Genomic DNA, 18177 nt, shown 5'->3' with positions numbered 1-18177 from the left:
GCAACTTGGCTTATTATGGGGATCAAAACCGGGGTTTCAAGTCAACCGGTCACAATGTGGGGCATAAACGGGTCCCGGTGAGGAAAATCACAGCAAATGAATAAAAAATTCGCCTGTATTGGCATTGTTGGCCACCCGCGTCACCCTTCAGCGCTGGCAACCCACGAGATGCTGTTCCACTGGCTGGTCGCCCGCGGCTATTCGGTGATGGTCGAACGCCAAATCGCCCATGATTTGGGGCTGAAAGACGCCGTGACCGGCAGCCTGGCGGATATCGGCCAGCGCGCCGACCTGGCAGTGGTGGTCGGCGGCGACGGCAACATGCTCGGCGCCGCGCGCGTGCTGGCGCGCTATGACATCAAGGTGATCGGAGTCAACCGCGGCAACCTCGGCTTCCTCACCGATCTCGATCCCGACAACGCTCTGCAGCAGCTGGCGGACGTGCTGGAAGGCGAGTACATCGACGAACAGCGTTTCCTGTTGGAAACCATCGTGCATAAAGAGCACCAGCAGTGCCGCATCAGCACCGCCATCAACGAGGTGGTGCTGCACCCCGGCAAAGTGGCGCACATGATCGAATTCGAGGTGTACATCGACGATCGTTTCGCCTTCTCGCAGCGCTCCGACGGCCTGATCATCGCCACCCCGACCGGCTCCACCGCCTACTCGCTCTCCGCCGGCGGGCCGATCCTCACCCCGTCGCTGGAGGCGATCGCGCTGGTGCCGATGTTCCCGCACACCCTTTCCGCCCGGCCGCTGGTGATCAACGGCGACAGCACCATCCGCCTGAAGTTTTCGCAGATCGGCAGCGATCTGGAGATTAGCTGCGATAGCCAGATCGCGCTGCCGATCCAGGAAGGCGAAGAAGTGCTGATCCGCCGCAGCAACTTCCATCTGAACCTGATTCACCCGAAGGACTACAGCTATTTCAACACGTTAAGCACCAAGTTGGGCTGGTCTAAAAAATTGTTCTAAAATCTGCGCCGGCCACTTTACTGTATATAAAACCAGTTTATACTGTATGAAACTACAGTTATGTGTTTATACACAGGAAGGTTCCCATGCTGGCGCAATTAACCATCAGCAACTTTGCTATCGTTCGTGAGTTGGAAATCGATTTTCAACCGGGCATGACGGCGATCACCGGTGAAACCGGCGCCGGCAAATCCATCGCTATCGATGCGCTCGGGCTGTGCCTCGGCAACCGCGCCGACGGCAACGTGGTGCGCCTGGGAGCCGCCCGCGCCGACATCTGCGCCCGCTTCTCGCTGGCGGACACCCCGTCCGCGCGCGAATGGCTGGAGCAGAACCAGCTGGACGACAGCAACGAATGCCTGCTGCGGCGGGTGATCAACGCCGACGGCCGTTCGCGCGGTTTTATCAACGGCACCGCCGTGCCGCTGTCGCAGCTGCGCGAGTTAGGGCAACGCCTGATTCAAATCCACGGTCAACACGCCCATCAGCTGCTGCTCAAGCCGGAGCACCAAAAAGCGCTGCTCGACGCCTACGCCGACGAACCCGCCCTGCTGGCGGCGATGAGCCAGGCCTACCAGCGCTGGCACCAGAGCTGCCGCGAACTGGCGCACCATCAGCAGCAGTCCATCGAACGCGAAGCGCGCAAGCAACTGCTGCAATACCAATTGAAAGAGCTGAACGAATTCGCGCCGCAGGCCGGCGAGTTCGAGCAGACCGACGCCGAGTACAAGCGCCTGGCCAACAGCGGCCAACTGCTGACCCTCAGCCAGCAAGCGTTGCAGCTGCTGGCCGACAGCGACGAGAACAACATGCTCAGCCAGCTTTACAGCGCCAAACACCTGCTGCTTGAGCTGGCCGGGCTGGACGATAAGCTCAGCGGCCTACTGGACATGCTGGAAGAGGCCTCTATCCAGATCAGCGAAGCCAGCGACGAGCTGCGCCATTACGCCGATCGCATGGATCTCGATCCCAATCGCCTGCACGAGCTGGAGCAACGCCTGTCGCGCCAAATCAGCCTGGCGCGCAAACACCAGGTCGCGCCGGAAGAGCTGCCGCAGCTGCATCAGCAGTTGCTGGATGAACAGCAGCTGCTGTCTCAGCAGGAAAGCGACCATGAGCATCTGAACGAGGCGGTCACCCTGCATCATCAGCAGGCGCTGGCGCTGGCGGAGCAGCTGCATCAGAAACGCCTGCACTACGCCGCCGAGCTGACCACGCTCATCACCGACAGCATGCAGGCGCTCTCCATGCCGCACGGCAAGTTCAACATCGACGTGCGCTTCGAACCGCAGCACCTGAGCGCCGAAGGGGCCAGCCGCACCGAGTTCTGCGTCTCCACCAACCCGGGGCAGCCGCTGCAGCCGCTGGCGAAGGTCGCCTCCGGCGGTGAGCTGTCGCGCATCGCGCTGGCCATTCAGGTGATCACCGCCCGCAAGATGGAAACCCCGGCGCTGATCTTCGATGAGGTGGACGTGGGCATCAGCGGCCCGACCGCCGCCATCGTCGGCCGTTTGCTGCGCCAGCTCGGCGAATCCACCCAGGTGATGTGCGTGACTCACCTGCCGCAGGTGGCCGGATGCGGGCATCAGCACCTGTTCGTCAGCAAGCAGACCGACGGCACGGTCACCGAAACCCGAATGGCGCCGCTGGATAAACGCGCCCGGCTGCAGGAGCTGGCGCGCCTGCTCGGCGGCAGCGAAGTCACCCGCAATACGTTGGCGAACGCCAAAGAACTGCTGGCGGCATAAAAAAGCTCAACTTTTTCACTTTCCTGCGGTCTGACAGTGACGCTGTTGGCCCGAGAAATATCTAAAGTGCGGCGCGGCGGTGATCCAAAGCCATCTCAACAGCCTGAAAAAGGCCAAGCGCTTGAGGTGCTAAAGGAAAGCCAATGCGTCGCAACGTGAAAGATGAAGGGTATAAAGGTTTCCAACTGCCGCAAGGTCTATTATCATCGGCATCCTATGCCCTAAAGGAATGTGATTACTATGCGCTGTAAAACGCTGACTGCCGCCGCTGTAGTTCTTGTGATGCTGACTGCAGGCTGTTCTACTTTTGAAAAGGTGGTTTATCGTCCTGACATCAACCAGGGGAACTACCTGACGTCGACCGACGTGGCGAAAATTCAGAAAGGGATGACCCAACAACAGGTCGCTTACACATTGGGCACCCCAATGCTGCAAGACCCGTTTGGAACGCAAACGTGGTTCTATGTATTCCGTCAGCAGCCTGGCCATGAAGATATCACCCAGCAGACGCTGACGCTGACCTTCGACAGCGCAGGCGTGTTGACCGATATCCAGAACAAACCGGCGCTGACCAAGTAATCGGCGTCGCCCGCTCTTCCGGCCCATGGGGGGGCATGGTGTTCCTCATGACAGTCGCAGGCTGCAACGCGGAAGAGAAAATCAATTTCAGATAAAAAAATAAGGCGCTATAAGCGCCTTATTTTTTTGCCTTTTCTGCCCGTTGCCGGCGCAGCTCTTTCGGATCGGCGATCAGCGGCCGGTAAATCTCCACCCGGTCGCCGTCGTTCAGCGTATCGCCCAGCTTGGCCGGGCGGCTGTAGATGCCGATTTTGTTGTTCTTGAGATCGATATCCTGGCGCAGCTCCAGCAGGCCCGAAGCCTGGATCGCCTGCTCAACGCTGCTGCCCTCGGCCAGCTTCACCTTGCGCAGGTACTGCCGCTCCGGCAAGGCGTACACCACCTCGACCTGGATGTCAGACACTGTAGACCTCTTTCGCCCGCTGGGTGAATGCCTGCACCATGCTGCCCGCCAGCTCTTTGAACACCTTGCCGAACGCCAGCTCAATCAGTTTGTTGGTGAACTCGAAGTCCAGGTGCAGCTCCACCTTGCAGGCCTCTTCGCTCAGCGGTGTGAACTGCCAACCGCCCATCAGCTTGCGGAACGGGCCATCGACCAGCTGCATATTGATGCTCTGGTTATCCAGCAGCGTATTGCGCGTGGTGAAGGTCTTGCTGATACCGGCCTTGGCAACGTCCACCGCGGCGGTCATCTCGTTGGAGGTAGCGTTAAGCACCCGGCTGCCAGTGCAGCCTGGCAGAAAATCGGGATAAGAATGAACATCGTTAACCAACTGATACATCTGCTCGGCGCTGAACGGCACTAATGCAGACCGACTGATCTGGGGCATATCATTTCCTGTAAGACATAAAACGTACAGATAATATCATTTATCTGGCGGCAAACAAAAAATCTGCTACGGGATGAGGGCACCAAAAATGCGAAAAATTGCGCAGGTGCTGAACGGGAAAGGATTTCTTTCGCTGAAGCATCCAGTATAATGAACGCACTATGACAAAGAAAAAAGCACACAAACCCGGTTCCGCCACCATTGCCCAAAACAAGCGCGCGCGTTTCGAATACTTCATTGAAGAAGAATTCGAGGCGGGCCTGTCGCTGCAAGGGTGGGAAGTTAAATCGCTGCGTGCCGGCAAAGCCAACCTCAGCGACAGCTACGTGACGTTCCGTGACGGTGAAGCCTATCTGTTTGGCGCCACCATCACCCCGCTCAACGTGGCTTCGTCGCATGTGGTGTGCGATCCGACGCGTACCCGTAAACTGCTGCTGAACCGACGCGAGCTGGACACCCTGCTCGGCCGCGTCAACCGCGAAGGTTACACCGTGGTGGCCTTGTCCCTGTATTGGAAAAATGCCTGGAGCAAGATCAAGATCGGCGTAGCCAAAGGCAAGAAAGAGCACGACAAACGCGATGACATCAAAGATCGCGAATGGCAGACGGCGAAAGCCCGTATCATGAAGCACGCCAATCGTTAAGCCGCTGGCTTATCGAGGTAAACTTCTGGTATACTGCACAAAGTTACTTGGGGCTGATTCTGGATTCGACGGGATTTGCGAAGCCCTAGGAGCATGCCGAGGGGCGGTTGGCCTCGTAAAAAGCCGCAAAAAAATAGTCGCAAACGACGAAAACTACGCTTTAGCAGCTTAATACCCTGCTTAGAGCCCTCTCTCCCTAGCCTCCGCTCTTAGGACGGGGATCAAGAGAGGTCAAACCCAAAAGAGATCGCGTGGATGTCCTGCCTGGGGCTGAAGCGTTAAACTCAATCAGGCTAGTCTGTCAGTAGCGTGTCCATCCGCAGCTGGCCGGCGAATGTAAAGATTGGACTAAGCATGTAGTGCCGACGGTGTAGTAATTTCGGACGGGGGTTCAAATCCCCCCAGCTCCACCAAATACGTCGCCAGTGAACCAGATAGACCCGGCGATAATAGCGAAAAAGCCCACAACTTCGGTTGCGGGCTTTTTTGTGTCTGTTCATCACCAACGTGTCAAAGATCGTTCCAGTCCGGCAACCTGTTCGCCTTTTTTCGCCAATAGTGGAAAAGCGCCATAAAAAAGCCAAACAGCAGGCCGGCGGCGAGGCTTAATATCAGGGCCTCGTCACCAGTATGTCCCTGATTTTTCCATACCATGAACCACATCAGCACGCCCCACAGCGGGCCAAACCAAATGCCGAAGAACAGCATATTCAGCCAGAAAGGCGCAAACGGCGGCGGTGGCATATTCACGTCCATTCGCCACAGCAAGCGCAAGATTGGCGGCGCATAGTTACTCCGCCACATCTTCTTTTCCTCCATCAGCGCTATCGCCTTATCCCTTTGTTGTTTAAACGTCATCGTTCGCTTCCTTTCAGTGGAAATTACCCTTTGGTGAGATGATACGCGCTTAAGCCCCATTCCCAAATATCCGGCATGCCCGCAGGCATGCCGGCCCCCCTCTCACCGCCCCTCTTTTTCCCCCAGGAAGAAATACCACAGCGGAATGGAAAGCAGCAGGGTGAACACCAGCGTATACAGCAACACCATCAGGCTCTGCATGATCACCATCTGGGCGCTCCAGTCGCCGATCGGCAGCTGAAACTGTTCGACGGTGCCGCCGAGGATCGCCCGGCCCATCACGCAACCGACCGCTACCGCCACCGTCGCCACCGCCGCGCGGAACTTGCGCACCTCGGCGCGGCGGGCGGCCGCTTCCGGCGTTTCGTCCCACTGGCCTTGCCGCTGGCCGCGCCAGCGCCATACGTCCACCAGCAGCAACGCCGCGAGGCTCACCCCCATTACCGGCAGGCAATAACCCAGCGCCGCTGCTACCAGCAGCGTGCCGGCGCGCGCAGGCAGGGAAAGCGCCAGCCAGGCGGCAACCAGCGTATGCACCGGATGCTGCGCACCCGCCGCCGGGCGGCGACTCCACCACATGCGGTAACCCAGCACAATCATCAGGCACAGCCCGAGGCCGAACGCCGCCAGCAGCAGCTGATTCGGCAAGCCGAACAGAATGCCCATGTGGGCGTCGATGCCCCAACGGGTCAGCTTGGCGATGAGCGGGAAGGTCTCGAACCGCACCTGATCGACGACAGTGAAGCTTTGCGGCGCGATGGCGACCGCGTCCACCTGCGTCGGCCAGCTGCGATCTACTTCGGTCACCGTCCAGGCTTTGCCCTCGCCTTTCGGCTGGCGCAGCTCGACCTTAGCGGCGTCTATTCCGGCGGCGCGCGCGGCGTGCAGCGCCCGATCCCAGTCGCCATTCAGCGCATTGGTCTGTTCGGCAGGGTTCATCTTCATGCCCGGCATCATACCGCGGTGCTCGGCGTGCGGATCGGCCGGCGTCTGCGGCGCATCGGCCTGCAGGCTGGCGTTGACCTGCGGCGTCAGCCAGCCCAGGTTGGCCCGCAGCGTGTCGATGTTGCCGCCGGCCCACTGCGACCAGGTCAGCCCGGTGGCCGAGAAGAACAGCAGCCCGGCCAGCAGCGCCACGCCCAGCGTGATATGCCAATGGCGGCTGGCGGCAAAGCCCCCTTTCGCCCTTTTCAGCTTGCGCTTCGGCCGCGTCGCCAGCCACAGCGCCACGCCGCCCAGGGCGGCCACCCACAGCCAAGAGGCCGCCAGCTCGCTGTAGTTGCGCCCCAGATCGCCAAGCAGCAGGCTGCTGTGCAGTTTGTCCAGCCAGGTGCGCAGCGGCAGCACGCCAGAGGTGCCGTACACCGTCATATCACCCTTGATCGCCAGGGTGTAAGGATCGACAAACAGCGCGCGCGACTCGGAAGCGCCCAGATCGGCACTCGCGAACTGTACGCGCGTGGTGTCCATTGCGCCGGGCGCCGGACGCACGGCGTAAATGCGCGCCTCGTCACCCGCCACACGGCGGGCGGCGGCGATCTGGTCGGCCAGCGGTCTCGCGTGCCCGTGCGGATCGGTAGACAGCGCATCGCGATACAGCGCCTCTTCAAGCTGCGGGGTCAGCACATACAGCGTGCCGGTCAGTGCGGCGACCAGAATAAAAGGGGCGACCAGCAGGCCGATATAAAAATGCAGCCGTCTGATCAGGTTCAGCATCGCGCCTCTCGGCGATGCGGCAGGTGGAGTTTTGGTTATCGAAGACATGGCCTTTCTCGTTTTTCAAACTGTGCGCGCAGGCAAACCGTCCGCAGCGATACGAACGGCGTTACCCATGATCAAGCAATAAGGAAAAACGGCAGGCCGGGCGGCCCGCGCGGGCTTGGCCGCAGAGCAAGGCGCCGAATGGGCGGGGGGACGATGCGCGGCGCGCAAGGCAGGCGCGCGATGCGCGTCATCAGCCACAGCAGCGGGACGAATACCCACAACAGCAGCGGCACGTGGATCAGCAGCTCGCAGTAGCCGCAGAAAATCATCTCCGCCGAGTCCATGCCGTGGTGGCCGGCATACTCGGCGGCGGGCATCGCCATCCCGTGCATGTCGTGCGGCATGGCGGCGTCCGTTTGCATCATGCCGCCCATCATCTGATGGTGCATCAGCGATTTCGACACCACCGGAGCCACAAACAGCAACAGCACCGCCATAATGGCGATGCAGGCGGTGAAGCGTTGCGGTAGCTGGCGTGGCACTCTCATCGCGGCGGCGAATTAACCCGGTCGGTGGCGAACAAGCGGCCAGTGTAACCCGCGAGGCGCGATAAGGTGAATGAAAAGTCAGGTTTGTCTTACACGGCGGCGGCGATCACAGCACCCGCGAATAGACCCGCGAGGCCTCGCCCCAGGGGTGATAGCCGAGCCCGTTATAAACGAAACCGCTGCGCTCGTAGTACCCTTCCAGATCGGTGCACAGGTGCAGCTGCGGGAAGCCCAGCCGGCGGGTTTCCGCCACTACATGCTCAATCAGTTTGGCGCCGTAGCCTCGGCCGCGCTGCGTCTCTTCTACGTAGAGCGCGCACAGCCAGGGATACAACTCCCCACGGCTGATAAAGTCGTTGGTGATGAGCCCCGCGCAGCCGAGGATCTGGTCATTTTCCATCAGCAGGTACCACTGCGGCAGCGGGTTGGCAGCGCCGAGGCTGCGGTTGATGGCGTCTTCATACATCATCAGCGTCTCTGCCGTGGCCCAGTGCCGCTGAAAATACGCAATGGCGCGCGGCGCCAGCTCGGGCGCTTGCCGCACCGAAATCATGTCCATCGTCATTCCCGTTATTCATGTTGTCAGCGTAGAATTATGCAGCAATATGCAGGGTATGGCAGCGGCATTCCGCCGCCGTCATTCACCCCAAGGAGTCATCATGACGCAAAATATCTATGACAATCAGGCTTTCTTCGACGGCTATGCGCAGCTCAGCCGCTCGCAGCACGGTCTGGACGGCGCGCCGGAATGGCCCGCCATCCGCCGCATCCTGCCGGATTTGCAGGGAAAAAGTGTGGTCGATCTCGGCTGCGGCTACGGCTGGTTCTGCCGCAGCGCGCGCGAACAGGGCGCAGCCAGCGTGCTGGGGCTGGACGTTTCGGAAAAAATGCTGGCCAAGGCGCGGGAGATGACCGCCGACGCGGGCATCGAGTATCGTCGGCAGGATTTGGCGCAGCTGCAGCTGCCTGTGAACCGTTACGATCTGGTCTACAGCTCGCTGACGCTGCACTACCTCGAGGATTTGTCCGCGCTGTTCGCCACGGTGTACGCCGCGCTGAAACCTGGCGGGCAGTTCATCTTCACCGCCGAGCACCCGATCTACACCGCCCCGGCGCAGCAGGGCTGGCTGACCGACGGCAACGGGCAGAAATCCTGGCCGGTCAACGGCTACCAGCGAGAAGGCCAGCGCGTTTCCAACTGGCTGGCGGAAGGCGTCATCAAGCAGCACCGCACGCTTGGCGGCTATATCAACCCGCTGGCGCAGCAAGGGTTTATCATCCAGCATTTGAACGAATGGGGCCCCAGCGCGCAGCAAATCGCCGCTAACCCGGCGCTGGACGAAGAGCAGGAGCGCCCGATGATCTTCATTCTCGCCGCCCGCAAACCCGCCTGATCCTGACCTGATTCACCCGCAGTAAACCGATCACACCACCACAGTTGGGGAGGCCGCCTCCCCCCAATGACGGTTACGCCGGCAGCGCCGCCCCGTGCGCCGCGAAGTACGTCAGCGCCTCGCCCTCCATACGATAACGCACCCACTCGCCCTGCGGCTGCGCGCCGATGCTGAGATAGAAATCGATGGCCGGTTGGTTCCAGTCCAGCACGCTCCACTCCAGGCGGCCGCACTGCCGTTCGCACGCCAGCCGGGCGATGTGCCGCAGCAGCGTTTTACCGGCGCCCGCGCCGCGATGCTTCGGCGCCACGTACAGGTCTTCCAGATAGATGCCGTTTTTACCCAGCCAGGTGGAGTAACTCATAAAGAACACCGCATAACCCGCCGGCTCGCCGTTCACCGTACAAATCAGCGCTTCGGAACAGGCGCCCGGCCCAAACAAGCTGCGTTCGATGTCTTCCACGCTGGCCAGCACCTGCTCGCGCGCCTTTTCGTACACCGCCAGCTCAATAATCATATCCAGAATCAGTTTGGCGTCGCTTTTTTGCGCCGGGTAAATCTCAATGGTCATGGTAAATCCTGGGCGTGTTGATGACTGTGCTTGCCAGCATACCGCGCCTCTCATGCTGCATGAACGGCATTTTCATCAACAGGTAATGAATATCATGCATCTGGATCTGAAACGCCGCGATCTCAACCTGCCGCAGGTGTTCGAAGCGGCGTTATAGCGCGGGTTCGCCGATTGGCAGATACCCCTGCCACAGCGGCCGGGCCGGTTTCCCGTGCGGGTTGGCCCGCAGATGCACGTGGTAGCCTTGCAGCGCCTGCAGCAGCAGACAGTCGTCCACCTCGGCCAGGTCATCCTTGTGCTGCTGCGCGCTGTCAGTCAGCAGCGCCCGTTTGGCTTTGTCTTTCGCCTCGTCGGCGGAGCGCGCCACGAACAGGCCGAACTGGTGCAATTCCGCCAGCTCATCGCTGCGGTAACCGCCCACGTTAACGAAAAACAGCTTCTCTTCACCGGCGAACGGCGCAGACTCTAGGCTCACGTCGTAACCGTCCGCCCAGTCGATGCGCGCATAACCGTCGACATGCACCTTGCGCTTATCGCCGAACCACTTTTCGCGCAGCAGCGGATACGCCTCTTCCGGCCGATCCGCCGCCGCAAACTGCACGTCGTGCAACTCAATATTGGCGCCCGGCGCCGTACCGCCCACATAAAACATCAATAATCCCGGCATGTTAGTCTGCTCTCCTTGGTGATAATCGCTATATAATCTAATGCATAACGAAACACCTGCCAACGGCGGCGCCATTCTGTGTTATCAATAGATGAGGTTTAATCTGTTGTGGAGGAACGCATGGCATTCAATATCGGTGATTTTGTACAACGCACCACCGGCGGCCCGAAGATGACCGTGGTGGCGATCGACGGCGAAACCCTGGTTTGCAGCTGGAATGAACTGGGTAAAGAGCAGCGTACGGAGGTGCAGGCCAACGAGGTGGCGCTGTACCACGAAGACGGCGATTTCGGCGTCTGCTGAATGATCGGGGCGCGCCGCGCCCCGTTATCGCCTCAGGCGCGAATGTCCTGATAGGCTGGGGTGGTATCGAACTCATGCTTGGCGAACGGGCATAGCGGAATGATTTTACGCTGCTCCGCGCGCATTTTCTCCACCACCAGCGCCACCAGCTTTTTGCCGACGCCCTGCCCCTTCAATGACTCATCCACCCAGGTGTGATCGATAATGGTCAGCTTGTCGCCGCTCGGCACGAAAGAGATCTCGGCGATCAGCTTGCCATGCTCGTCATTGATATAAAAACGCTTCTCGTCTGCCAGTATTTTATGTTCCATATTATTTCTCCCTATATTTCAGTGCGCCGCTGGGGCAAGTGTCGATAACGCGTTTCACTTCGGCCGCGTCGGCATTGTCCGGCATAATCCACGGCCGGCGGTTCAGGGTAAAAATAGCCGCGTTGCCACGCACGCAGTTGGCGGAATGGCGGCATATCGCGCTGTTAAAATAAACGTCAATCTTGTCGCCGGAATAACGGCGGTAACCGTCGGCGGTCAATTCCTCATCCATCTTGGCCTCACATTGCCTGTTTTATTGTTTTTGCTCCAGGCTCAAGTATAGGCAATGCCGTCGGCTTCACCACGCGTCTCACCCAACGAAAAAAGTGGCGCAACCGCCCGTCGCCGCTAGAAAAAAACGTAAATTGTTCTAATCTTTAATCAGCAAGACAACATAATTCCGACAGTGGCTAAGGAGTTCGAAATGGGTGATAGCTCAAAAGACGGCGTAATTCTGCTGTCCCGTATTCTACTGATGGTTCTGTTTATCATTTTCGGCTGGATGAAACTGGTCAACTTCGGTGCGACCGTCACGGCGATGGAAGGCTATGGCACGCCGATGCCTTATTTGGCGGCGATCGTTGCCGTGGTGGTGGAGTTTATTTTCGGCATCGCGCTTATTCTCGGCCTGTTTACTCGCCCTATCGCGGTCATTTTCGCCCTGTATGTGTTGGGCACCGCGTTTATCGGCCATCCGTTCTGGAAAATGACCGGCATGGAAATGATGGGCAACGAAATTAACTTCTTTAAAAACATCAGCATCATTGGTGGTTTGCTGTTGCTGGCGGTAACCGGCGCCGGCCGTTATTCGCTGGACTATAAAATATTTAATAAATAATTCATCGATGGCCGGCGATATTCGCCGGCCATTTTATTTCGCCTATCCTTTCACCGGCTGCGCTTGGCGTGGCGCTCAAAGTTTTCTGCCTTGGCCTGCGCCGATTTACGCAACGTGACATAACAAGCGCCCTCGCCGCCGTCGCGCGGTAAGGCGCGGCAAAACGCCTGCACCTGCTCAAACTGCGCCAGCCATTTGGCGACGTAACTGCGCACGATATTCGGATGGCTTTCGTTCTGCCGCCCGCGGCCGTGCACGATCAGCAGCGAACGCAGATTTTGCGCCTCCGCCTGCATAATGAAACGGAACAGCGCCTGCCGGCTGGTTTCAACCGGCTGACGCAGCAGGTTCAGCGACGCCTGCGGCGGGTAACGCCCGTTGCGCAGTTTGTCCAGCACGCCCTGCTGAATGCCTTCCCCTTTGAACTCCAGCGGCTGTTCGCAGGGGATCACCTCGAGAAAATCGGTGCTGAGGAAGTTTTCCTGCATCAGCCGCTGCGCTTCGCGCCGCGCGCTTTTGTCCACCGCCGCCTGCGGCTTGAGGTACAGCGTCTGCCGCCCGCTCTCCAGCGGCACCACGTCCGCCATCGCCTGTTCAAAAAAGTCTTTTTCCTGCTCGCTCATGTTCCACCTCTCTTGAACGGCAGCCTTTACGGCCGGGAATGGGGTCGATTGTAAGACGCCTTGCCACGGTTGCAAGCCGGGAATTGTCAGCGGCATGTGTCTCATTTGTCGTCAACGGGTGAGCTTGCGAACAGTTTTCGCTATACTGCTAAGCCATCATTGAGTGCCGCAAAGGATCGAGCCCATGACAATGCGCGAGCTGGAAATCCAGTTTCAAAATGCGATGAATGAGTTGCAGAGCAGCTTCGAACGGCAACACCGCGAATGGCAGCAGAGCTACCAGGCGCTGCAGCAACTGCTGGAAGAAGCCAAACAGCGCGAAGCCGCGCTGCGGGCGCAGAATGAACAACTGGCGCGCAAACTGAGCACCGCCAGTTCGGTGCCGGAACAGCATGCGCTGGTCAAGCAGATCAAAATGCTCGGCGCCCATCTGGACGCGCTGGCCAAAGACGCGGCCACCTTCAATCACCACCTGCGCCAACAGAGCGCGGTCGGTAATTTCAGCGGCGAACAGCATTGATAGCGGGCGCTGTCGCACAGCGCCTCCCGCCCCTCTTCTGGCGTATTGAGAGTGTAATAAAGCCTAAATGACCTGGATCATCCTCGCCGCCCTGATCGTCGTATTCATTATCGGTTACCGCATCTTGACGTCCGACACCCGCAAAGCCATCGATTCGCTGGCCCATCTGCTGAGGGTCAAGCCGATGCTGATCGAATCGATGATCCAGGAAATGGGCGGCCGCCAAAGCCAGACCTTTATCCGCATGCTGAACAACGGCTACACCGAAGAGATGCACCAGGCGGCTTATCTGCTGTTCATCTACCTGACGTTCATCAAACAGGCGGACGACGAACAGATTGCCCTGTGGCGCGACGTGCTGCTGCGCGCCGGGCTGTCGCCGGAGCTGCATGCCGAGCACACCGAAGCGGCGCTGTTTTACTTCGCCGAGCTGGATATCGATGCGTTTGAACTGGCGCAGTTCCGCCGCGCCTACAACGAGCGTTTCAACCGCGAAGCGTTGGCGCACGGCTGATCGCGTCCCCCGGGCGGGGGACCGATTACAGGAACATGCTGTAGAGGTAGCGCGACAGCGCTTCGCGCGAGCTGAAGCCGTGTGCGATGCCGTAGCGCTGGTTCGGGGCGTCGCTGCTTAAATCCAGGGGAAACTCCAGATACTGCTCGCTGGTGCGCACCGGGGAGGTCGGCGTGGCGAAATGCACGCTTCTCTCTTTCAGCGCCGGGTGGATCACCAACGCGGTTCTGCCCATCCGCGCTTCGCGATTCACATACACATAATGCGTACCCTTGCGGTAACCATAGGCCTGATCGGTGACATAATCACGCTCAAAGCCGGTATTCTCCAACACTTTAGCCACTTCATCCGGCCGTAAATACATCGATTCCTCCTCTCATTCTGGACCGCTGAGCGACCTTACCGTAATCATTCACCGAAACAATGATTTTCTGGGGAGGAATCCGGGTTTCGGACTATTCCTGAATCAGGCCCGGCGACGCTGCAGCAGGCGCAGGGTGAGCAGCACCCCGAGCGCCACCAGCAGCGCCGCCGCCAGATAAATCGACGGCACGCCCGCTTGTCCAATAAGCAGCCCGGCCAGCGGGCCGGTGATGCCCAACGCCAGGTCGAGGAACGCCGAATAGGTGCCGAGCGCCGTGCCCTGATTCTGCGGCGGCACCTGTTTCACCGCCTCAACGCCCAGCGCCGGGAACACCAGCGAAAAACCGGCGCCGGCCAGCAACGCGCCGGTTTGCACCATCCAGGGCTCGCCGGCCAGCCAGATCAACAGCAGCCCGACGATCTCGACCAGAAACGACGCCAGCGTCACCTTCAACCCGCCGTGGCGGTTAATGACGTTGCTGAAGATCAGGCGGATGCCGACGAAGGCGCAGCTGAACAGCGTCAGCGAAAACGCCGCGCCGCTCCAGCCTTTGTCGGCGTAGTAAAGGGTGATGAACGTGGCGATCACGCCGAAGCCGACGGTGCCCATCGCCAGCCCGAGACCATAGGCCCAGATGCGGCCGAACACCGCGCGGAAGGCGATGCGCTGCCCAGCCGCGATCGAGACGTCCGGCTTGCCGCTCGCCAACAGCAGCGCCACCGCGACCGCCAGCACAATCAGCGCCGCCACCCCGGCCAATCCCCACTGCTGGTTCAGATACACGCCGAGCGGCGCGCCGGCCGCCATCGCGCCGTAGGTGGCGACGCCGTTCCAGGAGATCACCCGCGCAGTGTGCATCGCCCCAACCCGGCCGATGCCCCACAGTGTGGAACCGGTGCTGGCGAAGCTTTCGCCGACGCCGAGAAACACCCGCCCCACGCACAGCAACAGCAGGCTGAGCCACGGGTAACCGTCAACGCCGAACGCCAGCGCGTAAAACAGGCCGCTGGCGCCGCAGCACGCCAAGCCGAACAGCACCACTTTCTTCGGCCCCAGCTGATCGGCGTAACGCCCGGCGTGCGGGCGGCTGAACAGCGTGGCGAAGTATTGCGCGCTGATGATAAGGCCCGCCAACACCGAGTTGTAGCCCAGGTGGTCATGCACAAATCCCGGCAACACCGCCAGCGGCAGGCCGATGGTCAGGTAGCAGACGAAGGTGAACATCACCACGGACAAAATACGTCGGTTCAGTTGGAAGTTATTTTCTGCGGTCATCGAAGGTGGCTCGCATCGGACGAGGTAGACGAAGCGTTCCAGCATACCCCGATGAGATTTGATGATAAATGAGAGAGTTATAACGAATTATTATTTCGCTAACGATTTTGCCGCCACCCGCGCGCGCAGAAAATCGATAAACGCCCGCACCTTTTCCGGCACGTGACGGGTATTCGGGTAGAGCGCATAGATGCTCTGCTCGGGGAAACGGTGATCCGGCAGCAACCGCTGCAACCTGCCGGCATCGATGTCGGGCTGCGCCAGCCACGCCGGCAGCAGCGCCACCCCGGCGCCATGCAGGGCGAACGCCAGCAATGCCGCGGCGCTGTCGCCGGTAAGCGTGGCGGCGTCCGCGACCTTGAACAGCACCGCTTCGCGCTGCGGCGTGACCACCTGCCAACTGAGCGGCGAACTGAGCCGGCTGTGGGCAATCCACTGCGCCTGCGCCAGATCCGTCAGCGAATGAATCGGCTGCTCGGCCAGATAATCCGGCGACGCCACCGGAAAAATGGCGAAGCTGTCAATTAGCGCCGCGCGGTGGCTGGAATCCGCCAGCTGGCCCAAGCGGATCGCCACGTCGAAGCGCTCCGAAATCAGATCGGCATGATAGGAAGAAGACACATGCTGGATACGCAGGCGCGGATGCTGGCGCGAAAACGCCGCCAGCGCCGGCGCCACCACCTGCGCGCCGTACTCCGGCGTGCTGGTGATGCGCAGCACGCCGCTCAGCCCGTGATGATCGCGTCGCACGTCGTCCAGCACGTTTTCCGCCTCCTGCAACAATTGCTGGCTGCGCTGATAGAAGCGTTCGCCGGCATCGGTCAGCGACAATCGTCGGGTGCTGCGCGCCAGCAGTGACACCCCCAGCTCATTCTCCAGTTGCTTGACGTTAAAGCTCACCACCGCCTTGGTTTGCCCCAGCGCCGCCGCCGCCGCGGTAAAGCTGCCCGCTTCCACCACCGCCGCGAAGATCGCCAGACGCTGCAAATTCAGCATTTCGCCGCCCTTATTGTCAAAATCATTTTGACAGTGTAATCGCCCGCCGCCGATTTATCCGCACTTTTCCCCCCGATACACTGCTCGCCTTCAACCGGAGGCACCATGTCTTATCGCAGCAAAGTGGCAATCGTCTATCTGCTCGGCTTTTTCGTCGATCTGATCAATATGTTTATCGCCAATGTCGCCTACCCCGCCATCGGCCAGGCGATGCGAGCATCGGTCAGCCAACTGGCGTGGGTCAGCAACGGCTATATTCTCGGCCTGACGCTGGTGATCCCGCTCAGCGCCTGGCTGGCGCAGCGCATCGGCGGACGGCGAGTATTTCTGCTGTCGCTGGCGCTGTTCATGCTGGCCACCCTCGGCGCAGGCAACGCCGACAGCATCGGCGCGCTGATCGGCTGGCGCACCCTGCAGGGCATGGGCGGCGGCTTGCTGATCCCCATCGGCCAGACGCTGACCTATCAGCTGTACCGCAGCCATGAACGCGCCGGGCTGTCGGCGGCCATCATGTTGGTGGGGCTGCTGGCGCCGGCGCTGTCACCGGCGCTGGGCGGCTGGCTCGTCGATCGGTTGGACTGGCGCTGGGTGTTTTTCGCCAACCTGCCGCTGGCGGCCCTGGCCCTGGCGCTGGCGGCGCTGTGGCTGCGAGCGGAAGCGCCGACGGCGGCGCGCAAACCGCTCGACGCGACAGGATTACTGAGCGCCTGCGCAGCGCTGACGCTGCTGCTGCTCGGCCTGACCCGGCTGAGCGAAGCCGGCCATCAGGTTTCCGGTGCGGCGCTGCTGGCTGCCGGCCTGCTGGTGCTGGCCTCTTATCTGCGCCATAGCCTGCGTACCCCGCAGCCGCTGCTGAACCTGCGGCTGGTCGCCGACCCGCTGCTGCGCAACGCCATGGCGGTTTATTTGTGTATTCCCGGCCTGTTCATCGGCGTCAGCCTGGTGGCGATGCTGTATCTGCAAAACCAGCTGGGCATGCCCGCCGCACAGGTCGGCGGCCTGATGCTGCCCTGGGCGCTGGCGTCGTTCCTGGCCATCACGCTGACCGGCAAAACCTTTAACCGCCTCGGCCCGCGGCCGCTGCTGATCGTCGGCTGTCTGTTGCAAGGCGTCGGCATGCTGACGCTGGCGCAGATCGATCAGGCCGGGCAGCACGCGTTGCAGATCGCCGCCTTTGCCCTGATGGGGTTCGGCGGCAGCCTATGCAGCAGCACCGCGCAGAGCAGCGCGTTCCTGCAGATCCCCGACGCTCAGCTGGCGGACGCCAGCGCGCTGTGGAATATCAACCGCCAACTCAGTTTTTGCCTCGGCGTGGCGCTGCTCAGCCTGCTGCTGAATCTGCTGCTGGCCGTGTTGCCGCCCGCGACGGCTTACCGCACCTGCTTCATTCTGGCGGGCGCCAGCGTACTCATCCCGCTGCTGCTGTGCCTGCGCCTCGCCAACCGCGCCATCGTGCGCCAACTCAACGCTCAACAGGATGCTTTATGAACCCGTATTTTACCGAAGTGATCGACGCCCACATCGCCATTGAACGCTGGCTGGGCAAAGGGACCGGAGAAGAGCAGGCGCTGCTGGCGCGCTTTACGCCGGATTTCAGCATGATCGCGCTGAACGGCGCTCCGCTGGATTTCACCGCGCTGTGCGCTTTTTTCCACGCGCATCGCGCCGCCAAACCGGGTTTGGAAATCGAGATAGAAGAGATGAAGCTGGTGGCCGAATGGCCGACGGGCGCGGTAGTCAGCTACCGGGAAAAACAGAGTCTGCCGGGACAAAGCGCTACGCTGCGCTACTCCACGGTGGTATTTGAACGTCAGCCCAACGCGCTCGGCTGGCGGCATTTGCACGAAACCGCCGCGGCGCAATGATCACAGGAAGCTGCCGGCCAAAAACAGTTCCCAACCGACGATCACCCCGC

25 protein-coding genes and 1 other RNA gene are annotated in these 18177 nt (G+C 60.5%); 12 read left to right on the top strand and 14 right to left on the bottom strand.

Annotation, left to right across the window (positions count from 1 at the left end; genetic code table 11):
- Window positions 1-96: 96 nt before the first annotated feature.
- The 3 genes from nadK (at window position 97) to bamE (ending at window position 3302) form a co-directional block, all read left to right on the top strand.
- Window positions 97-975, top strand: coding sequence for an NAD(+) kinase (gene nadK, locus ACJ8KE_RS19705; protein ID WP_004929107.1), 879 nt, complete (start codon window positions 97-99; stop codon window positions 973-975).
- 86 nt (window positions 976-1061) lie between these two features.
- Window positions 1062-2723: a DNA repair protein RecN gene (recN, locus tag ACJ8KE_RS19700; RefSeq protein WP_123867320.1), complete on the top strand. Its 1662-nt coding sequence runs from the start codon at window positions 1062-1064 to the stop codon at window positions 2721-2723.
- A 240-nt stretch (window positions 2724-2963) separates the two neighbouring features.
- Window positions 2964-3302: an outer membrane protein assembly factor BamE gene (bamE, locus tag ACJ8KE_RS19695; protein ID WP_004929101.1), complete on the top strand. Its 339-nt coding sequence runs from the start codon at window positions 2964-2966 to the stop codon at window positions 3300-3302.
- 118 nt (window positions 3303-3420) lie between these two features.
- On the opposite strand, the gene ACJ8KE_RS19690 is transcribed toward bamE, so the two are convergent.
- Together ACJ8KE_RS19690 and ACJ8KE_RS19685 are read right to left on the bottom strand one after the other, a co-directional pair.
- The gene (locus ACJ8KE_RS19690) at window positions 3421-3705 is read right to left on the bottom strand and encodes an RnfH family protein (RefSeq protein WP_049300035.1); all 285 of its coding nucleotides are present in this window, start codon (window positions 3703-3705) and stop codon (window positions 3421-3423) included.
- Entirely contained in the window at window positions 3698-4132 is a 435-nt protein-coding gene (locus ACJ8KE_RS19685) for a type II toxin-antitoxin system RatA family toxin (protein ID WP_004929096.1), read from the bottom strand. Before ACJ8KE_RS19685 ends, ACJ8KE_RS19690 begins: the two co-directional genes overlap by 8 nt.
- A gap of 161 nt (window positions 4133-4293) precedes the next feature.
- On the opposite strand from ACJ8KE_RS19685, the gene smpB reads away from it, so the two are divergent.
- Complete coding sequence (gene smpB, locus ACJ8KE_RS19680) at window positions 4294-4776, top strand: SsrA-binding protein SmpB (protein ID WP_004929094.1); 483 nt, start codon at window positions 4294-4296, stop codon at window positions 4774-4776.
- Between the two features lie 49 nt (window positions 4777-4825).
- Window positions 4826-5189, top strand: a transfer-messenger RNA (tmRNA) gene (gene ssrA, locus ACJ8KE_RS19675).
- Between the two features lie 97 nt (window positions 5190-5286).
- On the opposite strand, the gene ACJ8KE_RS19670 is transcribed toward ssrA, so the two are convergent.
- The 4 genes from ACJ8KE_RS19670 to ACJ8KE_RS19655 form a co-directional block, all read right to left on the bottom strand.
- On the bottom strand, window positions 5287-5634 hold the full coding sequence (locus ACJ8KE_RS19670) for a DUF6404 family protein (RefSeq protein ID WP_016929815.1): 348 nt from the start codon (window positions 5632-5634) through the stop codon (window positions 5287-5289).
- 102 nt (window positions 5635-5736) lie between these two features.
- Window positions 5737-7350 (bottom strand): DUF2534 family protein, encoded by a 1614-nt coding sequence (locus ACJ8KE_RS19665; RefSeq protein ID WP_261420299.1) that lies wholly within the window; start codon window positions 7348-7350, stop codon window positions 5737-5739.
- Window positions 7351-7469: 119 nt separating this feature from the next.
- The gene (locus ACJ8KE_RS19660; protein ID WP_261420300.1) at window positions 7470-7886 is read right to left on the bottom strand and encodes a DUF2946 domain-containing protein; all 417 of its coding nucleotides are present in this window, start codon (window positions 7884-7886) and stop codon (window positions 7470-7472) included.
- A 106-nt stretch (window positions 7887-7992) separates the two neighbouring features.
- Window positions 7993-8445, bottom strand: a complete 453-nt coding sequence (locus ACJ8KE_RS19655; protein ID WP_261420301.1) for a GNAT family N-acetyltransferase — start codon at window positions 8443-8445, stop codon at window positions 7993-7995.
- Window positions 8446-8545: 100 nt separating this feature from the next.
- On the opposite strand from ACJ8KE_RS19655, the gene ACJ8KE_RS19650 reads away from it, so the two are divergent.
- Entirely contained in the window at window positions 8546-9280 is a 735-nt protein-coding gene (locus tag ACJ8KE_RS19650) for a class I SAM-dependent methyltransferase (RefSeq protein WP_016929819.1), read from the top strand.
- Window positions 9281-9353: 73 nt separating this feature from the next.
- Here ACJ8KE_RS19650 and ACJ8KE_RS19645 read toward each other — a convergent pair whose 3' ends face one another.
- Complete coding sequence (locus ACJ8KE_RS19645) at window positions 9354-9851, bottom strand: GNAT family N-acetyltransferase (RefSeq protein ID WP_016929820.1); 498 nt, start codon at window positions 9849-9851, stop codon at window positions 9354-9356.
- Window positions 9852-10002: 151 nt separating this feature from the next.
- Complete coding sequence (locus tag ACJ8KE_RS19640; protein ID WP_110147323.1) at window positions 10003-10518, bottom strand: DUF1543 domain-containing protein; 516 nt, start codon at window positions 10516-10518, stop codon at window positions 10003-10005.
- Between the two features lie 120 nt (window positions 10519-10638).
- On the opposite strand from ACJ8KE_RS19640, the gene ACJ8KE_RS19635 reads away from it, so the two are divergent.
- Window positions 10639-10821, top strand: a complete 183-nt coding sequence (locus ACJ8KE_RS19635; RefSeq protein WP_016929823.1) for a YodC family protein — start codon at window positions 10639-10641, stop codon at window positions 10819-10821.
- 32 nt (window positions 10822-10853) lie between these two features.
- Here ACJ8KE_RS19635 and ACJ8KE_RS19630 read toward each other — a convergent pair whose 3' ends face one another.
- Both ACJ8KE_RS19630 and ACJ8KE_RS19625 read right to left on the bottom strand, forming a co-directional pair.
- Complete coding sequence (locus tag ACJ8KE_RS19630; protein WP_016929824.1) at window positions 10854-11132, bottom strand: GNAT family N-acetyltransferase; 279 nt, start codon at window positions 11130-11132, stop codon at window positions 10854-10856.
- A gap of 1 nt (window position 11133) precedes the next feature.
- Entirely contained in the window at window positions 11134-11364 is a 231-nt protein-coding gene (locus ACJ8KE_RS19625) for a (4Fe-4S)-binding protein (RefSeq protein ID WP_115116547.1), read from the bottom strand.
- 192 nt (window positions 11365-11556) lie between these two features.
- On the opposite strand from ACJ8KE_RS19625, the gene ACJ8KE_RS19620 reads away from it, so the two are divergent.
- The gene (locus ACJ8KE_RS19620; RefSeq protein WP_016929826.1) at window positions 11557-11970 is read left to right on the top strand and encodes a DoxX family protein; all 414 of its coding nucleotides are present in this window, start codon (window positions 11557-11559) and stop codon (window positions 11968-11970) included.
- 50 nt (window positions 11971-12020) lie between these two features.
- Here ACJ8KE_RS19620 and smrA read toward each other — a convergent pair whose 3' ends face one another.
- Complete coding sequence (smrA, locus tag ACJ8KE_RS19615; protein WP_048794740.1) at window positions 12021-12593, bottom strand: DNA endonuclease SmrA; 573 nt, start codon at window positions 12591-12593, stop codon at window positions 12021-12023.
- Between the two features lie 184 nt (window positions 12594-12777).
- Here smrA and ACJ8KE_RS19610 point away from each other — a divergent pair, with 184 nt between their 5' ends.
- Window positions 12778-13113, top strand: a complete 336-nt coding sequence (locus ACJ8KE_RS19610) for an MbeD/MobD family mobilization/exclusion protein (protein WP_004928976.1) — start codon at window positions 12778-12780, stop codon at window positions 13111-13113.
- A gap of 67 nt (window positions 13114-13180) precedes the next feature.
- Window positions 13181-13627, top strand: a complete 447-nt coding sequence (locus ACJ8KE_RS19605; RefSeq protein WP_025303978.1) for a DUF1198 family protein — start codon at window positions 13181-13183, stop codon at window positions 13625-13627.
- A 25-nt stretch (window positions 13628-13652) separates the two neighbouring features.
- Here ACJ8KE_RS19605 and ACJ8KE_RS19600 read toward each other — a convergent pair whose 3' ends face one another.
- From ACJ8KE_RS19600 to ACJ8KE_RS19590, 3 genes are all read right to left on the bottom strand, one after another.
- Window positions 13653-13991: a DUF2002 family protein gene (locus tag ACJ8KE_RS19600; RefSeq protein ID WP_016929830.1), complete on the bottom strand. Its 339-nt coding sequence runs from the start codon at window positions 13989-13991 to the stop codon at window positions 13653-13655.
- A 102-nt stretch (window positions 13992-14093) separates the two neighbouring features.
- Complete coding sequence (locus ACJ8KE_RS19595) at window positions 14094-15266, bottom strand: MFS transporter (protein ID WP_016929831.1); 1173 nt, start codon at window positions 15264-15266, stop codon at window positions 14094-14096.
- A gap of 90 nt (window positions 15267-15356) precedes the next feature.
- A complete protein-coding gene (locus ACJ8KE_RS19590) occupies window positions 15357-16262 on the bottom strand; it encodes a LysR family transcriptional regulator (RefSeq protein ID WP_123867314.1) in 906 nt (301 codons plus the stop codon).
- A 105-nt stretch (window positions 16263-16367) separates the two neighbouring features.
- On the opposite strand from ACJ8KE_RS19590, the gene ACJ8KE_RS19585 reads away from it, so the two are divergent.
- Both ACJ8KE_RS19585 and ACJ8KE_RS19580 read left to right on the top strand, forming a co-directional pair.
- Window positions 16368-17750 (top strand): MFS transporter, encoded by a 1383-nt coding sequence (locus tag ACJ8KE_RS19585; RefSeq protein WP_016929833.1) that lies wholly within the window; start codon window positions 16368-16370, stop codon window positions 17748-17750.
- Window positions 17747-18127 carry a DUF4440 domain-containing protein gene (locus ACJ8KE_RS19580; RefSeq protein WP_016929834.1) on the top strand — a complete coding sequence of 127 codons (381 nt, stop codon included), beginning with the start codon at window positions 17747-17749 and terminating at the stop codon, window positions 18125-18127. The genes ACJ8KE_RS19585 and ACJ8KE_RS19580 overlap by 4 nt, the downstream gene beginning before the upstream one ends.
- The last annotated feature ends 50 nt before the right edge of the window (window positions 18128-18177 follow it).

It is taken from the genome of Serratia sp. CY56464 (assembly GCF_052168435.1).
GTDB lineage: Bacteria > Pseudomonadota > Gammaproteobacteria > Enterobacterales > Enterobacteriaceae > Serratia > Serratia marcescens.
This window is presented reverse-complemented; position numbering and strand designations above follow the sequence as displayed.